Annotated in this window: 16 protein-coding genes and 2 tRNA genes; 5 read left to right on the top strand and 13 right to left on the bottom strand. The window is 71.1% G+C overall.

All coding sequences use genetic code 11. The features are described 5' to 3' along the window. Positions 1-6: 6 nt before the first annotated feature. The 4 genes from WMJ97_RS07480 to glp form a co-directional block, all read right to left on the bottom strand. Positions 7-79 (bottom strand) — tRNA-Ala (locus WMJ97_RS07480). Between the two features lie 59 nt (positions 80-138). Beyond that, positions 139-891, bottom strand: coding sequence for a hypothetical protein (locus WMJ97_RS07475; RefSeq protein WP_347348358.1), 753 nt, complete (start codon positions 889-891; stop codon positions 139-141). Between the two features lie 98 nt (positions 892-989). Continuing rightward, positions 990-1,619, bottom strand: coding sequence for a GNAT family protein (locus WMJ97_RS07470; RefSeq protein WP_347348357.1), 630 nt, complete (start codon positions 1,617-1,619; stop codon positions 990-992). Further along, entirely contained in the window at positions 1,616-2,935 is a 1,320-nt protein-coding gene (gene glp, locus WMJ97_RS07465; protein WP_347348356.1) for a gephyrin-like molybdotransferase Glp, read from the bottom strand. Before glp ends, WMJ97_RS07470 begins: the two co-directional genes overlap by 4 nt. Positions 2,936-2,953: 18 nt before the next feature. On the opposite strand from glp, the gene WMJ97_RS07460 reads away from it, so the two are divergent. The 4 genes from WMJ97_RS07460 to mscL all read left to right on the top strand — a co-directional run bounded on the left by WMJ97_RS07460 (position 2,954) and on the right by mscL (position 5,370). Next, positions 2,954-3,592, top strand: a complete 639-nt coding sequence (locus WMJ97_RS07460) for a 5-formyltetrahydrofolate cyclo-ligase (protein ID WP_347348355.1) — start codon at positions 2,954-2,956, stop codon at positions 3,590-3,592. A gap of 124 nt (positions 3,593-3,716) precedes the next feature. Then, positions 3,717-4,103 carry an FmdB family zinc ribbon protein gene (locus tag WMJ97_RS07455; protein ID WP_347348354.1) on the top strand — a complete coding sequence of 129 codons (387 nt, stop codon included), beginning with the start codon at positions 3,717-3,719 and terminating at the stop codon, positions 4,101-4,103. 86 nt (positions 4,104-4,189) lie between these two features. Next, on the top strand, positions 4,190-4,810 hold the full coding sequence (locus WMJ97_RS07450; protein WP_347348353.1) for an SAF domain-containing protein: 621 nt from the start codon (positions 4,190-4,192) through the stop codon (positions 4,808-4,810). A 197-nt stretch (positions 4,811-5,007) separates the two neighbouring features. Further along, positions 5,008-5,370 carry a large conductance mechanosensitive channel protein MscL gene (gene mscL, locus WMJ97_RS07445; RefSeq protein ID WP_347348359.1) on the top strand — a complete coding sequence of 121 codons (363 nt, stop codon included), beginning with the start codon at positions 5,008-5,010 and terminating at the stop codon, positions 5,368-5,370. Positions 5,371-5,532: 162 nt separating this feature from the next. Here the strand turns inward: mscL and WMJ97_RS07440 are convergent, their stop codons facing one another. After that, complete coding sequence (locus WMJ97_RS07440; RefSeq protein WP_347348352.1) at positions 5,533-5,898, bottom strand: hypothetical protein; 366 nt, start codon at positions 5,896-5,898, stop codon at positions 5,533-5,535. Between the two features lie 17 nt (positions 5,899-5,915). Then, positions 5,916-7,286, bottom strand: coding sequence for a UTP--glucose-1-phosphate uridylyltransferase (locus WMJ97_RS07435; RefSeq protein ID WP_347348351.1), 1,371 nt, complete (start codon positions 7,284-7,286; stop codon positions 5,916-5,918). A 581-nt stretch (positions 7,287-7,867) separates the two neighbouring features. Here WMJ97_RS07435 and WMJ97_RS07430 point away from each other — a divergent pair. Continuing rightward, positions 7,868-7,940: transfer RNA gene (locus WMJ97_RS07430), tRNA-Arg, on the top strand. Between the two features lie 769 nt (positions 7,941-8,709). Here the strand turns inward: WMJ97_RS07430 and cysK are convergent. From cysK to WMJ97_RS07395, 7 genes are all read right to left on the bottom strand, one after another. Next, positions 8,710-9,642 carry a cysteine synthase A gene (gene cysK / locus WMJ97_RS07425; protein WP_347348350.1) on the bottom strand — a complete coding sequence of 311 codons (933 nt, stop codon included), beginning with the start codon at positions 9,640-9,642 and terminating at the stop codon, positions 8,710-8,712. Positions 9,643-9,954: 312 nt separating this feature from the next. Next, on the bottom strand, positions 9,955-10,569 hold the full coding sequence (locus tag WMJ97_RS07420) for an ATP-binding protein (RefSeq protein ID WP_347348349.1): 615 nt from the start codon (positions 10,567-10,569) through the stop codon (positions 9,955-9,957). Continuing rightward, complete coding sequence (locus tag WMJ97_RS07415) at positions 10,566-11,270, bottom strand: response regulator transcription factor (protein WP_347348348.1); 705 nt, start codon at positions 11,268-11,270, stop codon at positions 10,566-10,568. The genes WMJ97_RS07420 and WMJ97_RS07415 overlap by 4 nt, the downstream gene beginning before the upstream one ends. A gap of 54 nt (positions 11,271-11,324) precedes the next feature. Further along, on the bottom strand, positions 11,325-11,903 hold the full coding sequence (locus WMJ97_RS07410) for a DUF2202 domain-containing protein (RefSeq protein ID WP_347348347.1): 579 nt from the start codon (positions 11,901-11,903) through the stop codon (positions 11,325-11,327). Positions 11,904-12,191: 288 nt separating this feature from the next. Then, a complete protein-coding gene (trxA, locus tag WMJ97_RS07405; protein ID WP_347348346.1) occupies positions 12,192-12,575 on the bottom strand; it encodes a thioredoxin in 384 nt (127 codons plus the stop codon). Between the two features lie 69 nt (positions 12,576-12,644). After that, positions 12,645-13,697, bottom strand: a complete 1,053-nt coding sequence (locus WMJ97_RS07400; RefSeq protein WP_347348345.1) for a hypothetical protein — start codon at positions 13,695-13,697, stop codon at positions 12,645-12,647. Positions 13,698-13,720: 23 nt separating this feature from the next. Continuing rightward, positions 13,721-14,425 carry a metal-dependent transcriptional regulator gene (locus tag WMJ97_RS07395; protein WP_347348344.1) on the bottom strand — a complete coding sequence of 235 codons (705 nt, stop codon included), beginning with the start codon at positions 14,423-14,425 and terminating at the stop codon, positions 13,721-13,723. Positions 14,426-14,438: the final 13 nt, after the last annotated feature.

Genomic DNA, 14,438 nt, shown 5'->3' with positions numbered 1-14,438 from the left:
TTTGGGTGGAGCTAAGGGGATTCGAACCCCTGACCTTCTCATTGCGAACGAGACGCGCTACCAACTGCGCCATAGCCCCAAGCTGTGTTCAACAGCGGAGTTCATCCTACCACCCGGCCACCGGAGAACGAAAACGGGCTACTCCCCCACGGCCCGCGGTCCGGACTGCTCGTCGGCGACCGGCAGCCCGACGGTTTCGGGGGCGTCCGCCGTCACCGGGACGCCCTGCTGCGCGCCCACCGGCGCCGACAGGTCGATGGTGCGCACGGTCCTCGGGGCCAGCGGCTTCTGGACGTACGTCGGCGACGTGATCGGCGCCGGCTCCCACAGGGACGCCGTCACCTCCACCGGCGCGGTCAGATCGAGGGACGCCTCGTCGAACGCCGCAAACGCGTCGTCCAACTGCTTGATGCCGACGGTCTCCTCGTGCACCTCATGGGACGCCTTGATCGCCTCCGCGCGGCGCGCCAGGTCGGCGCGCATCGCCTTCACGGTGACGCGCGCGACCACCACGAACGCGGCGATCAGCCCGACGGGCACGAGCACCGTCCACCACGGGGCGCTGTCCATGCCGACGGCCGCACCCACGCCGATCGTCGCCACGAGCAGCACCGCCAGCACGACCCGCCTGCGGGACGCCGCCCGCGCGTCGATCAGGTCCAACTCCTTCAACGCCGCCCGCCGGTTCAGCGGCGTCGAGACGACCGCCGTGCCCGCCTCGGCGGTGTCGAGCTGCTTGCCCCGCCGGACGATCGTCACCGTCGCGGTGAACGGTTCACCGGGCTCGACCTCGTCGAGCAGGCCGTTCTCGCGCCGGCTCAAGAACAGGGGCACCAGATAGACGAGCCAAGCCGCCGCGATCACCACAAAGATCAGTCCCGTGAACCCCATGCCCGAAACCCTAAAGGGACACTTGAGGGTCGGCGTCCAGACACGCCCGCGTCCGACGAGACCATCTCCACTACCCGGTCGAGGTCCGGACGCCCGGCTCAGCCGAGGCGTCCCACCAAACCCTCCGGGCCGATCTCTTCGGCCGTCAAGGCGAACATGACGTGATCGCGCCAGGCGCCGTCCACGTGCAGGTAGCGCGGGATCAGCCCCTCTCGCCGAAAGCCGAGCTTCTCCGCGACGCGGAGGCTCTTCCCGTTCTCCGGACGGATCGCCACCTCCAGCCGATGCAACCGCAGGACGCCGAAGCAGTAGTCGGCGGCCATCGCCAGGGCGGTCGGGGCGATGCCGAGGCCCGCCCACCGCTGGTCGACCCAGTAGCCGGCCTGCGCCCACCGCGCCGAGCCGTACGTGATGCCCGAGATCGTCATCTGGCCCGCCAGCGCCGGGTCGGCCCCCGGAGCGGCGGTGTAGGTGATGAACCAGGGCAGCATGCGTCCGGCGCGGGCGTTCGCCGTGAACTGGGCGACCATCTGGCTGAACGTCATGCCGCCCGGCCCGGCCTCGGGCGGCCGCGTCGAATCCCACGGGCCGGTCCAGGCGGCGTTGCGGGTCCGGATCTCGTTCCACACCCACTCGTCGGACGCCTTCACCGGCCGCAGGCCCACCGGCCCGTGCTGCAGCGTGACCGGCCAGGTGCGCTCCCCGAACAGGCGGTCGCGCAGGCTCACCTCGCCCGGTCGCCGCTCGGACCGACGGCCGCGGTGTCGTTCAGCACGAGGCACTCCACGTCCCACCCCGGCCGGACGCGCCCGCGCGGCAGCACCAGCAGCACGTTCGCCCGGTGCAGATCGAAGGCCAACTCGTGGCCCGCCGACGACACCGGACGCACCCGGTCGCCCTCCAGCACCGCCGGCACGTACCGGACGGTCTCCGACGCCGACTCCACGCCACCCTCCAGCGACGCCCACCGCCGGGGCACGCGGTTCGGGTCGGAGTCGTTCAGGCGTCCGATCAGCGGCCGCACCAGCGCGTGATACGCGACGTACGCGCTCACCGCCCCACCCGGCAGCAGCAGCACCGGGACGCCGTCGTCGCCGGTCTGCCCGAAGCAGACCCGCTTGCCGTCGTTGACGGCCACATCGGCGACATCGACGTGCCCCAGCTCGCGCAGGACGCCCGTGACCAGCTCGTTCTCCTCCTCCGAACCGCCCACGATCAGGATCAGGTCGGCCCGGATGCCCTGGTCGACGATCGTCTGCCGCACCGCGGCCGCCGTCGCGGGGATCATGCCGACGGGGTACACCGTCGCCCCGTCCGACCGCGCGGCCGTCGCGAGCAGCCCCGTCGTCGAGTCGTAGCGCTGCGTGCCCGACGTCAGCGGCAGCCCGGGCGAGACCAGCGTCGCGTCGACGCCGAACACCACGATGCGCGGACGCGGCCGGACGAGCACCTTGTCGAGCCCCACTTCGGCGAGCAGCGCGATCGAGCGCGGGTTCAGCACCTGGCCGGCCGCGAGCAGTTGTTCGCCGTCCCGCAGCTCGGCGCCGCGGTCGTGCAGGTGCGCGCCGCGCACCGCCTCGCGCGTGAAGAAGACGTGCCGGCCGCGCACCTCGGCGTCCGGCTCGGGGACGATCGCGTCCACCCCCTCGGGGACCGGCGCGCCCTCCTCGAGGAAGATCGTGCCGCCGCCGGGCAGCGGCGGCGGCGTGTGGTCGCCGGGCGCGACGGTCGCGATGAGCTGGAGGTCGATGGCGTGCTTCTCGGACGCCCCCACCAGGTTGGACGCCTTCACGCCGTACCCCTCGACGTGCGCGATCGCGACGGGCGGCAGGTCGAGGTCGGAGACGACGTCTTCGCACAGGGTGAGGCCGCCGGCGTCCAACACCGGCATGCCGAACGGACGCAGCGGCGGCACCTTCGAGAGCAGGAACGTGCGCTCCTCGTCGAGCGTCCGGCTGCTCGGGCCGGACTCCACCGGCTCCGGCACGGCGACGGGCGCCGGCGCGGCGTCCTGAGGCTGCTTCTTACGGGAGAAAAGGCCCATGCCGCTTAGAATAAGCGGATGACCGACCCCGCGGTGGCACCCGACCCGGGGGTGGCGAAGGCCAAGAACATCCTGCGGTCGCACGTGCGCGCCGAACGCGCACGATTCCCCTTGCCGGACGCCTCCCGCGCGGCCCGGCTGGCCCGCGCGCTGCGGTGCTGCAGCGGCTCGCGAGTGGTCGCCCTCTACGCGTCGGTGCCGCCCGAGCCCGACACGCTCGGGCTGGCGGACGCCCTGGCCGCGGCGGGCGTCCGGGTGCTGCTGCCGAAGTTGGCGGGCTTCCGGACGCCGCGGTGGGCCTGGTATTCCGGTCCGGCGTCGCTGGTGAGCGGTTGGCGCGGCATCCCCGAGCCGGAGGGGCCGGCGCTCCCGGCCGAGGCGCTCGCCGAGGCCGACCTCATCTGGTGCTCGGCGCTCGCCGCCGATGCGTCGGGGCGCCGCGTCGGCACGGGCGGCGGCTGGTACGACCGGGCCCTCGCGCACCGGTCGCGGGGCGCGACGGTGGGCGTCCTGCTGAACGATCGCGAAGTTCGGGACGCGGTGCCCGCCGACGCGTGGGACGTGCCGGTGCACCTGATCGTGACCGAGCAGCGGGCGATCAGGTGCCCGGGCGTCGAAGCCGCGGCGACGCAAGACCCGCCGTCGGGCGGGGATTGAGGGCGATCGAGCCGGTCGGTGAGCCGCGCCGAGGGGCCGCCGGCGCCCGGCCCTGGAGCGGAATAGACACCCCCACGGATCGGTTTAGAATGCTGGAATCATCCCGTCCACGAAGGACTCATCCATGCCCACGTATCAGTACCGCTGCGCCGATTGCTCGGAGGAGCTGGAGAAGTTTCAGCACTTCACCGACGACCCGCTGACGCGGTGCCCCGCGTGCGGGCACGAGGCGCTACGCAAGGTGTTCTCGCCGGTGGGCATCGTGTTCAAGGGGTCCGGCTTCTACGCCACGGACAACCGCACGAAGGGCAAGGTCAACGCCGCCGCCCCGGCGCACGAGTACGCCTCCTCGGGTGAGGGGTCGGCGTCGAGTGATTCGGGGTCCGGGGGGTCGGGCTCCGGAGGGTCGGGGTCCGCCGCGTCGGGCACGGCCAGTGCCGCACCGGCGGCGTCCGGGTCGGGCGGGGCGTCCGCGGGCAAGTCGTCCGGGGAGTCGTCCTCGGCCGCCTGAGGGCCGGCTCGCGCACCTTGCGCGACGGCAGTCCCCATCGCAAATCTTCCTGACAAGGGCTGACACGGCGCACCCATAGTGGGGGTATGAAGAGATCCCCCGTGCGGGCGCTGACCGACGCCCTGACCAGAACCATCCGTTGGCACCGGCGCTCACTCGCGGCCCTCGCGGCCGGGCTCGCCGTGCTGTGCGGGCTGATGGCCGTGCGCCCGGCATTGCCGGAATCGTCGGTCGTCGTCGCGGCCGCCCGCGACCTGCCCGGGGGCACCACGCTGGCCGAGGCCGACCTCGTGGAGGTCTCTCTCCCGGCGGGAACGGTGCCGGCCGGGGCGGCCACCGAGGCGTCCGGGGTGGTCGGCCGCACCATCAACGGGCCGCTCGCGCGGCTGAGCGTCGTGACGGAGGCGTCCGTGGCCCAGGGCCAGTCGCTCGCCCGGCGCGGCATGGTCGTGGCCGCGCTACCACTGACGGACGCCGCCCTCGCCGGGCTCGTCTCCCCCGGGTCGCGCATCGACATCATCGGGCCGAAGGCGGGCTCGGCGGGGGTGCTGGCGACCGACGTCCGGGTGGTGGCGACGCCGGGGCCATCCGACCAGGGCATGCTGGCGTCCGACCGGCGGGTGCTGCTCGTCGAGGTCACCCCGGCGGTGGCCGCCCAACTCGCCGCAGCCGCTGGGGATGGCGGGGTCACCTTCGCTGTACGCTGACGCCGGTTGCACGCTAGGTGTCGCAATACATGCGTTCACTTCCACGTTCAAGTGAATGGTTGAATCCGTTATCAAACAGTGATGCCGGGCTGCTTTTGAGTAGCGAAGGCTAAAACGCTGTCCTAGCCTAAAAGGGTGCGGCAGCCCCACAGCCCCCGTACCACCGGGGCACTGCTTCAGCTTGAAAGGTAATCATGATCAAGGGCTTCAAAGAATTCCTGATGCAGGGCAACCTCATCGACCTGGCCGTCGCCTTCATCATGGGCACGGCGTTCGCGGATGTCGTCAAGAGCTTCACCGCCATCATCATGGATCTCATCGGCAAGTTGGGCGGCACGCCCAACTTCAGCGCCGTCGCCGTCGGCGGCGTCAACATCGGCGCGTTCCTGACCGCGCTGTTCAGCTTCGTCATCGTGGCTGCGGTGCTCTACTTCGGCATCGTCCGCCCGTACCAGGCCATCCAGGCCCGCTTCAAGAAGGACGAGGCTGTCGAGGTTGCGGCCCCGACCACCGAGGACATCCTCGTGGAGATCCGCGACCTCCTCGCCAAGCGCGCCTGAGCGCTTCACGTCACAGGATCCCCGTCGCCTCGCGCGGCGGGGATTCTGTGTGCCCAACTCACGTGTCCGCCCCGGGATGGCGGGTGGCGTGTGCGTTTCTACCTGACGTTCTCCACACTCCAGTGTGGAGAACGTCAGGTAGAAACGCCCCCACACCCCGGGTCAGCGCACGTGGTGCGGCGGGACCTCACTGAGCAGACGCCGCTCGTCGGCGGTGAGCTTCGTGCGCCGGGAGGGTGCGTGATCGACGAGGACGTCCACCCCGAGCGCGGCTCGCGCCCGCCCCAGGGCCGCGAACCACTGGGCCGCCCCCATGCCGGCGCGCGCGGCGGCGTCCACGAGATGCGGCCACGGCCGCTCGTTCGCCTGGCAAGCGAGCGCGTGCGCCCGGACGCCCGCGGCGTCCCAGCCCCGCTCGCCCAGCTCGGCCACGAGCGCCTCGATGTCGGGCGCGGGTTGCACGCCGAGATCGAGCCAGTCCCCCACGAGGGCGTAGGCGAGCGTGGAATGCCAAGGTGCGTCGGTCACGGCACCCGAGGGTACGCCTACCCGAGGGTGCCCTCCGGCACCGACCGGGCCTCCCCCTCGTCCTTCAGGACGCCGTCGCCCACGACCGTCACGGCCGCGTCGAACGTCCAGTCGCCTTCGACTGTCAGCGAATGCGCCTGCCGCAGCGACGGGACGACCCGCACCCGCTGCTCGAAGTCGCCGATGAGCTTGTAGTAGCGGTCGTCCAGCGAAACCCGCGGCTGGTCGGCGGTCGCGACGAGGCGTCCGTCGTCGCGCAGGTCGAACACGTCGGAGCGCAGCAGCAGCAACTCGTTCGTCGTCTTGACCGGCTGGAACCGGTCGCGCTCGACGGCGATCGCCTGCGAGCCCGGGAACACCTCGATCGCGGCGCCCATCGCCGTCTCGAGCTGGATGACCTTCGGGGACGCCTTGTCCGCCGGGTCGACCGTCTTGCGGTTCACGATGAGCGGAAGCCCCAGCACCCCCTTGCGCTCGGCCATGATGTCCTTCAACTGCTGCAGATCGAGCCACAGGTTGTTGGTGTTGAAGTAGGAGTGGCGCTCGATGTCCTGGAAGGCGTCCAGATCGTCGGACGCCGTCTGCGCCGACTCTCGGAGGATCAGTTGGCCGTCCGCCTTCCGCACCGCGAGGTGGCCGCCCTTGCGGTCGTTCGGCGTCCGCAGGCACACCTCGGACGCGAACGGCGCGCCGGTTCCGGCGAACCAGCCGGCCAGCGTCGCGTCGGGCGCGGCACCCAGGTTGTCGCCGTTGGTGACGCTCGCGTACCGGAACCCCTTGTCGAGCAGCAGATCGAGCAGCCCGGACGTGAGCAGCGCCGTGTAGATGTCCCCGTGGCCCGGGGGGCACCACTCGAGTTCGGGGTCGGCGTCCCAGGCGACCGGCTCCAACGTATCCGCGAGCAGCTTCGGCTCGGAGTTCTGCAGGAAGTCCAGCGGCAGGCCGTCCACCGGTAGGCCCTCGTGCTGCGCGAGGTGCTCGAGGGTGTCGTCGCTGGTGCGGAAGCTATCCATGAAGATGAGGGGCAGAGCGGCCCCGTGCTCCCGGCGGGCGAACTGCACCTGCTCGACGAGCAGGTCGAGGAAGCTCTTCCCCTCGCGCACCGGCAGCAGCGTCTTCGCCTTGTCGAGGCCCATCGACGTGCCGAGTCCGCCGTTGAGCTTGATGATGACGGTCTGCCGCAGGGCGGCGCTGGCGTCCGCCGGGTCGACCGTGACGTCGGCGAGTCGCGGTGGGTCGACGAGCGGATCGATGTCGGACTCACGGATGAGCCCGGTCTCGCCCGACTCGGCGAGTTGTACGTAGTAGGAGAAGACGTCGATGGCCGGCTGAGCGACGCCGCGGGCCTGCATCTTGGCCTGGGCGCGGTGGAGGGCGGTTTCACTCATGCCGCTCATGCTAGCGACGGACGCCTCCCCTGCCACCCCCGCGGAGAGCCCCTTCGGGACGCCCCCTGCCGACGACGTGGAGGGCACCCCGGACCCGGGCATACGGACCCCTTGCCGGACTCGGGTCGACGGGACCCGCCGTCGAACCCCGCTGTCACAGCGCGAACGGCACGGAGGCGTCCCTCGAAAAAAGGAACAGGAATCAAATAAAGAGGGATGGGCGGGCATCAAGCACGAGGGGAGCTCCCGCGACCGCCTGCGAAGGTCAAGAGAGAGCGACGCCGGTCGAAGGGCAATGAAGCCGTCTACCCACCCCCAGGAGACATCAACTACCTGGCGTCGCTCTCTGGGCTCTAGACTACGCCATCCAGGTTCACACGCAAGGCCCTGCTCGGGTTTCCTGGACATCGACTTCGTCCACTTAACAGGGGAGGACGCACTTGACCGCCCCTCGGCCGGGTCGCCCCACCCCGGGCAACCCTCCCCCCTCCCCTAGTCAGGGGCTCCGTTTCGCCTTCGCCGCCGGCGCTCCCGTACACTGGTGGAGGCGTCCGGGGGCGGAAAAAAGCTCTCGGAATCTTGGCCCCATAGCTCAGGGGATAGAGCAGAGGTTTCCTAAACCTTGTGTCGCAAGTTCGAATCTTGCTGGGGTCGCCGAGACCCGTGGGGCGCTCCGGCTCCCGTGCGGGCGTTTCTATGCGACAGAATCCACACCCCGCGGTGGAGATCGTCACACACCTGGACGCCGGCGAGCGGGCCGTCATTGGGACGCTCCGGATGCCGGTGCGGGCGGTTCGTCCACCGGACGACCAGACAGACGCGTCGGCAGTGGGACGCCGCGGGCGGGGCGCCGTCCAGTCTCGGACGCCGCCCCCTCCGGGTGTCGGCCGTTCGCCGGCAGAACGCCTGCAGCGTTGGCGAAACGCCTGCAGTAAACCGCGGAACGCCTGCAGCGTTTCCACAACGCCTGCCTCCGGCGAGAACGCTGCCTTACGTAAGGCAGCGTTCCGGCTTAAGCCCGGCGTTTCGAGAACGCCTGCAGCGTTTGCGAAAGACCTGCAGCGTTTCGGGCGGGTGGCCCCGCCGAGCCCGAGCGGTGCGCAGAGGCGGCGGGAGGAGATCCCGCGCCGGGACTGGGGTGAGTCCAGGCCAGTCGCCCTCCCCTCGATCGTCGCGCCGCAACGGGGTGCCAACGACTGCGCGCTGGATGCACCATAACGCCGTTCCCGCTGGGTCTCTCGACGAGCAGATACCTCTCGTGTGCAGCGGCCATCCGAAACGCAGGAGTGGCGCCCCCAGGGGGGCGCCACTCTCGGGGGCGGGAGACGCCCGGCTCACTGCGGCCGGAAGCAAGCCCGCAGAACCCAACCCGCAGGAACCGAGCGGCAGGAACCCAGCGCCGACAGAACCGGGCGGGCAGCGCTCAGTCGAGCAGGTCCGCGTACAGCGGGGTGGACAGGTAGCGCTCGCCCCAGTCGGGGATGATCGCGACAATGGTCTTGCCGGCGTAGGCCGGGTCGGCGGCCAGGTCCGCGGCGGCGCGCAGGGCGGCACCGGCCGAGATGCCGACAAGCAGACCCTCCTCCTTGGCGGCGCGGCGCGCCCAGTCGAGCGCGTCGTCGCCGGTCACCTTGATGATGCCGTCGACCACCGACGAGTCGTAGATGTCGGGGACGAAGCCCGGGCTGATGCCCTGGATCTTGTGCGGGCCCTTCGGCTCACCCGACAGCACGGCCGACTCGGCGGCCTCCACCGCGAAGAGCTGCACCTCGGGCTTGCGCTCCTTCAGCACCTGGCCGATGCCGGTGATCGTGCCGCCCGTGCCCACGCCGGAGACGACGACGTCGACCTGGCCGTCGGTGTCGTTCCAGATCTCCTCGGCGGTCGTCTTGCGGTGGATCTCGACGTTCGCCGGGTTCGCGAACTGGCTGGCCAGAATCGCGCCGGGCGTTTCGGCGACGATCTCGGCGGCCTTCTTGTTGGCCCCCGGGACGCCGTCGGCAGCCGGCGTCAGCACGAGCTGCGCGCCCAGGGCGCGCAGCACGGCGCGACGCTCCTTGGAGAACGTCTCCGGCAGCGTGATGATCACCTTGTAACCGCGGGCGGCGCCCACCCAGGCCAGCGCGATGCCAGTGTTGCCGGACGTACCCTCCACGATCGTCCCGCCCGGCTTCAGCGAGCCATCGGCTTCGGCGGCGTTCACGATGGAGACGCCGATGCGGTCCTTCACCGAGTTGGCCGGGTTGTAGTACTCGAGCTTGGCGAGCACGGTGGCGTCCGAGTCGCCGTAGAGGCGGTTGATCTTGACGAGTGGTGTGCGGCCGATGAGTTCGGTCGCGTCTTGGAAGTACGACATGGTTCTCCTGGTGATGTGTGGATGGATAACTGCCCAGACAACACACCCCGCGGAGGACCGCTGAAGTTCAGGTGAAGTTAGGAGACCGCCGCGACGTGCGCTGTGAAGCGATCAGGATGTTGTTGAGGGCCGATCACCGACAACAACACGGACATGCGCGCAGCCCGGCCTCAAGCTGACGAGCGAGGCGCGTTGCGGACATGCTCCTAGGCTAGACCCAGTTCGTTGAATACGGACATTTCGTCTCGCAGTTCGGGCACGCCGTCGAGAATGTGGACGCCGCGCGCTCCCGCGCGGGCGTCCCCGGCCTGGTCAGCGCGGCAGCGTCAGCGTGAAGGTCGCGCCGTGACCAGGGCCATCGGAGGATGCGGTCAGCGTCCCGCCGTGGGCGTGGGCGATACCGCGCGAGATCGTCAGCCCGATGCCGGTGCCGCTTTCTCCGCCCCGTCGTCCGCCGACGCGGTAGAAGCGCTCGAAGACGCGTTCCAGGTCCGCGGCGGCCAGCCCTTCCCCTGTGTCGGCGACGACGACGCTGCCCGAGCGCTCCTCACCCCGGACGCCGACCCGGACGGTCCCCCCGCGAGGGGTCGCCCGCAGCGCGTTGCCGACGAGGTTGGTGACGACCTGCGCGATCCGGTCCGGGTCGGCGCGCAGCGGCACGGGGCGTCCCTGATCGATCGCCAGCCGGACGATCGCGACGACGAGCCCCGCGAGGACGCCGATGGCCAACGCCGTGTCGACGGCCGACGCGAACTCCTGCCGCAGGACTTGCCCGTAACCGCGGCCGTAGCCGGCCCGCCCCGCGCGCCGCAGCGACTCGTCGAACAACGGCGGCGCGAGCAGCCGCACGAGCAGGAAGGTCACGACCGACCCGACGACGGCGACCAGCAGGTGGCTGAGCATAAGCCGCACGCCGAGCCGGTTCACCGGTCGCCTCCTTCGGGCAGGAACTTGTAACCGATGCCGCGGACGGTCCCGATGAAGCGAGGCGCCGACGCGTCGTCGCCGAGGGCGCGGCGAATGCTGCGGACGTGCGCGTCGACGACACGGTCGTCGCCGTAGAAGTCGTAGCCCCAGACCCTCTCGAGCAGCTGGGTCCGCGAAAACACCCGTCCGGGCGACGACGCCAGCGCGCGCAGAATGTCGAACTCCAGCGTCGACAGGGCGACGGGGCGGCCGTCCACCGTGATCTCGCGGCGGGCCTCGTCCAGGCTGAGGCCCCCGACGGTGAGCGGTCCGGGTTCCGCCGGCACGGACGCCTCGCGCGCCCGCCGCAGCACCGTCTTCACGCGCGCCACCACCTCGCGCGGGCTGAACGGCTTGGTGACGTTGTCGTCGGCGCCCACCGACAGCCCCACGATCCTGTCGATCTCCTCGGCGCGGGCGGTGACCAGCACGACGTACACGTCGGACGTCCGCCGCAGGGTGCGCAGCACCTCGAGGCCGTCCGCATCGGGCAGTCCGATGTCGAGGACGATGAGGTCGGGCACGGCGGGCCCGCCGACGGCAGCCAGCACCTCCGCCCCGGTGGACGCCTCGGCGACCTCGAACGCCTCGGCCTCCAGGTAGGCGCGCAACACGCGCCGAATGGCCGCCTCGTCGTCGACCACCAGCACCCGGCGAGCCATGCGTCCTCCTTCGCGCCGACGGGTGCGGACCGCGCGGCCCGTACCCGCATCATGTCACCGGCACGGGCAGGCATCCTGCGGCGCAGGGGCCGCGCACGGCCTCGTCCCGGAGGCGGCCCGCTGGAAGGCGGCCAGGTGGTTCTCCGAGCCGCTGAGCAGGTTCGAGTAGACGCGCTTGACGTCGGCGTCGCGGGCGGCGGCGCGGGCCTTGGTCAGGTCATCGATGTCGCGCTTCTCCAGCTCGACGCCCACCTGGTAGGCCGCCTTCAGGCTCGTCTTGCCTCGCGCGTACCAGCCGTCGTACAGCTTCTGGAGCTCGGGGAAGGCGTAGCTGCCGGGCGCCCGACCCGCGGAGGGGTCGGAGATGCCGTAGCGCGTCAGCAGGCGTCCGAGGGCGTCGTGGTGACGCTGCTCGCTGCGGGTGATGTTGCTCATCGGACGCGCGCCGTCGTGGACGCGGCTGAGCGCGGCGTACAGGTCGCGCGCCAGCCGCTCCTCCTCGCGGTTGAACTGCAGCGTCCGGGCGACGCTCGCGCTCGGGGCGGCGACGGCGCTGGCAGGCGCCACGGCGAACGGGAGGGCGGTTGCCCCGGCGATCAGGACGGCGGCGACGGCGGTTCGGGACTTCGACATGATCGGCTCCTTCGGTGACTCGGATCGTCGGTGATCCTCAGTCAACCGGGGCCTCGTGAAGGGCCTGGCGGGCCGTCCGTGAAGCTTTCGTGAAACGCGGGCGGCAGGCCCGGCGGCGCCCACGAGAGGCGTCCGGACGCAATGCGGCCCCTGCCCGGGGGGATTCTGGGCAGGGGCCGCTGGGCGTCAGCCTACCGGCCGACGACCAGCCCTCGGACGCGCGCAACGCGCGGGCGGGCGTCCCCACTTCGACCGACACGATCGGCCGTCGACGGGGACGCCCCCCACTCAGTTCTGCGGCGCGCTCTGCTGTGCCTGCTGCTCGGCGACCTGCTTGGCCAGCTCGTCGCTGTCGATCGCCTTGACGGCGCCGATCAGCTCGTCGAGCCCGGACGCGTTGAGCGCGCCCGCGTTGCGGTACACCAGGACGCCGTCGCGGAACGCCATGAGCGTCGGGATCGCCTGAATCTCCAGCGCGCCCGCCAGCTCGGCGTTGGCCTCGGTGTCGAGCTTCGCGAACACGACGTCGTCGTGCTGCCCGGACGCCTTCTCGAAGACCGGCGCAAACTGGCGGCACGGGCCGCACCAGGAGGCCCAGAAGTCGATGAGGACGGTGTCGTTGCCCTCGATGGTGGAGACGAAATTGTCCTGAGTCAGTTCGACAGTCGCCATGATGGCTACTTCCTTCCCTCGGTTACGCAGGCCTCAACAAGGCTCCGAGGACGCCTATTCCCCGGCCGCTCAGTCGCGCCAGACACCCTCGCCGACGTCGTCGATGTCGGCGCCGATATCGCGGATGAGGCGTCCGGGCCCGATCGTGCGGCCGGCGACGGCCGACACGAGCGCCGACATCCCGGGCAGGGCCTCGCTCGGATCGGGGTCGCCCAGGACGCCCCCCTGCTGCAGCGGATTGCTGCCGTCGGGCCAGGGCATCGACACCTTCTCCCACGTGCGCACCCACGCCTCCGAGATCTCCGACACCGACGGGACGCCGAAGAAGTGCCCGACCGGGGCGTGATGCCGCAGGGACACGATCGGCGAGTTCTGGTAGATCAGCGCCAACCGGACGCGGGCGTCCAGATCGCGCCGCTGCTCCAGCGACCCGCGGATCGCCCACGAGCACGGGTTCGGGCAGGTCTCCCCCACATCCGGACGCTCGCCCGCGTCGATCGTCGCATGGTTCATCGCGCACATCGCCAGGGCCGAGCCCTGCCGCGAGTGGAAGCGATCCAGATACGCGGTGAACCCGGCCTGATCGCCGTTCGCCGCGTTGAGCGCGCGGCGGCAGGTCGCCCGGAGCGCCGAGCCGTGCGGGCACTCCGGGTCGTCGGTGCCCCACCGCTCGCCGACCGAGGACGCCATCCGCAGCGGGTCGCCCGCGTGCCCGAGCGTCGATTCCCACGCCAGTTGCGGCATGTACTCCCCGATGAGGTGAGCTGTCACGACGATCTGCAGCGGCTCGTGCCGCAGCGCGCGCAGGTCGACCACCTCGAGCATCAGCGCGTACAGCGGCACGAGACTGCCGAGCGCCCCGCGGTTGGCCTGGCGTGGCTCCTGCGGGAAGCACGCGGACGCCAACTCGGACGCCCAGGGCGCTCCGGAGAACCCGCTGGCGATCTGCGCGTAGTCTTCGGCGTCCAGGTCGAGGACCCGCTTCGCGGCGATGGCGAGGTCGCGCGCCTGCACGAGCTCAGGCGTCCGGTCGCCGGCGCGCACGTCGGCGTCCAGCAGCGCTGCCGCGGCGTCGTACCAGTGACCGTCGACCAGCTTGCGGAAACCGGCCTGCGCGACCACGGCGTCCCCCTACCTCGAGTGCTTCATGTCTGGGGAGCGAACTTCTCGACGAAGAGATGCTCGGCCAGTGCGCGGTCCACCGTACACGGGGGGTCATCGTCGTCCCGGCGTACGACGAGCGCCTCCCCGGAGAGCGACGTGACCAGCTCCGCGCCGGGAACGACGCCCGCCCCGACGAGCCGCGACAGCAGGTCGACATCGGGCTGGACGCCCTCGCCGATGCGGACGATGCGCACCGCGACCGGCTCGCCCTCGGACGCCTCGAGCAACTCCGCCAGCCGCGAGCCCCCCGGCTTGCCGGACGGCGGCCCGCCGAGCTCGGTCAGGGCCGGGATCACGTTGCCGTACGGAGACACCGTCGGCCCGTCGAGGATCGCGAAGAGCCGCCGCTCCACCGCCTCGGAGATCACGTGCTCCCACCGGCACGCCTCGTCGTGCGCGAGGGACCAGTCCAGCCCGATCACGTCGGTGAGCAGACGCTCGGCGAGCCGATGCTTCCGCATGACGCGCGCCGCCTCGCGATGCCCCTCGGCGCTGAGGGCGATGCGGCGGTCGGGACGCACGGTCAGCAGCCCGTCGCGCTCCATCCGCGCCACGGTCTGCGACACGGTCGGGCCGCTTTGGTGCAGGCGCTCCACGATGCGGGCGCGCAGGGGTGGAACCCCCTCTTCCTCCAGCTCGTAGATGGTGCGCAGGTACATCTCGGTGGTGTCGATCAGGTCGCTCACGCCACGACCTCCT

Source organism: Nigerium sp. (assembly GCF_039811905.1).
Taxonomy (GTDB): Bacteria; Actinomycetota; Actinomycetes; order Propionibacteriales; family Propionibacteriaceae; genus Propioniciclava.
Note: the sequence above shows the minus strand (reverse complement) of the source record. Positions and strands in the feature narration are given on the sequence as shown.

Bases quoted from the DNA above. Each gene is read 5' to 3' on its own strand.
- WMJ97_RS07460 (WP_347348355.1), top strand. From the start codon at position 2,954: ATGACCGACCCCGCGGTGGCACCCGACCCGGGGGTGGCGAAGGCCAAG.
- WMJ97_RS07415 (WP_347348348.1), bottom strand. From the start codon at position 11,270: ATGGCTCGCCGGGTGCTGGTGGTCGACGACGAGGCGGCCATTCGGCGC.
- glp (WP_347348356.1), bottom strand. From the start codon at position 2,935: ATGGGCCTTTTCTCCCGTAAGAAGCAGCCTCAGGACGCCGCGCCGGCG.
- WMJ97_RS07455 (WP_347348354.1), top strand. From the start codon at position 3,717: ATGCCCACGTATCAGTACCGCTGCGCCGATTGCTCGGAGGAGCTGGAG.
- WMJ97_RS07410 (WP_347348347.1), bottom strand. From the start codon at position 11,903: ATGTCGAAGTCCCGAACCGCCGTCGCCGCCGTCCTGATCGCCGGGGCA.
- WMJ97_RS07435 (WP_347348351.1), bottom strand. From the start codon at position 7,286: ATGAGTGAAACCGCCCTCCACCGCGCCCAGGCCAAGATGCAGGCCCGC.
- WMJ97_RS07475 (WP_347348358.1), bottom strand. From the start codon at position 891: ATGGGGTTCACGGGACTGATCTTTGTGGTGATCGCGGCGGCTTGGCTC.
- WMJ97_RS07450 (WP_347348353.1), top strand. From the start codon at position 4,190: ATGAAGAGATCCCCCGTGCGGGCGCTGACCGACGCCCTGACCAGAACC.
- cysK (WP_347348350.1), bottom strand. From the start codon at position 9,642: ATGTCGTACTTCCAAGACGCGACCGAACTCATCGGCCGCACACCACTC.
- trxA (WP_347348346.1), bottom strand. From the start codon at position 12,575: ATGGCGACTGTCGAACTGACTCAGGACAATTTCGTCTCCACCATCGAG.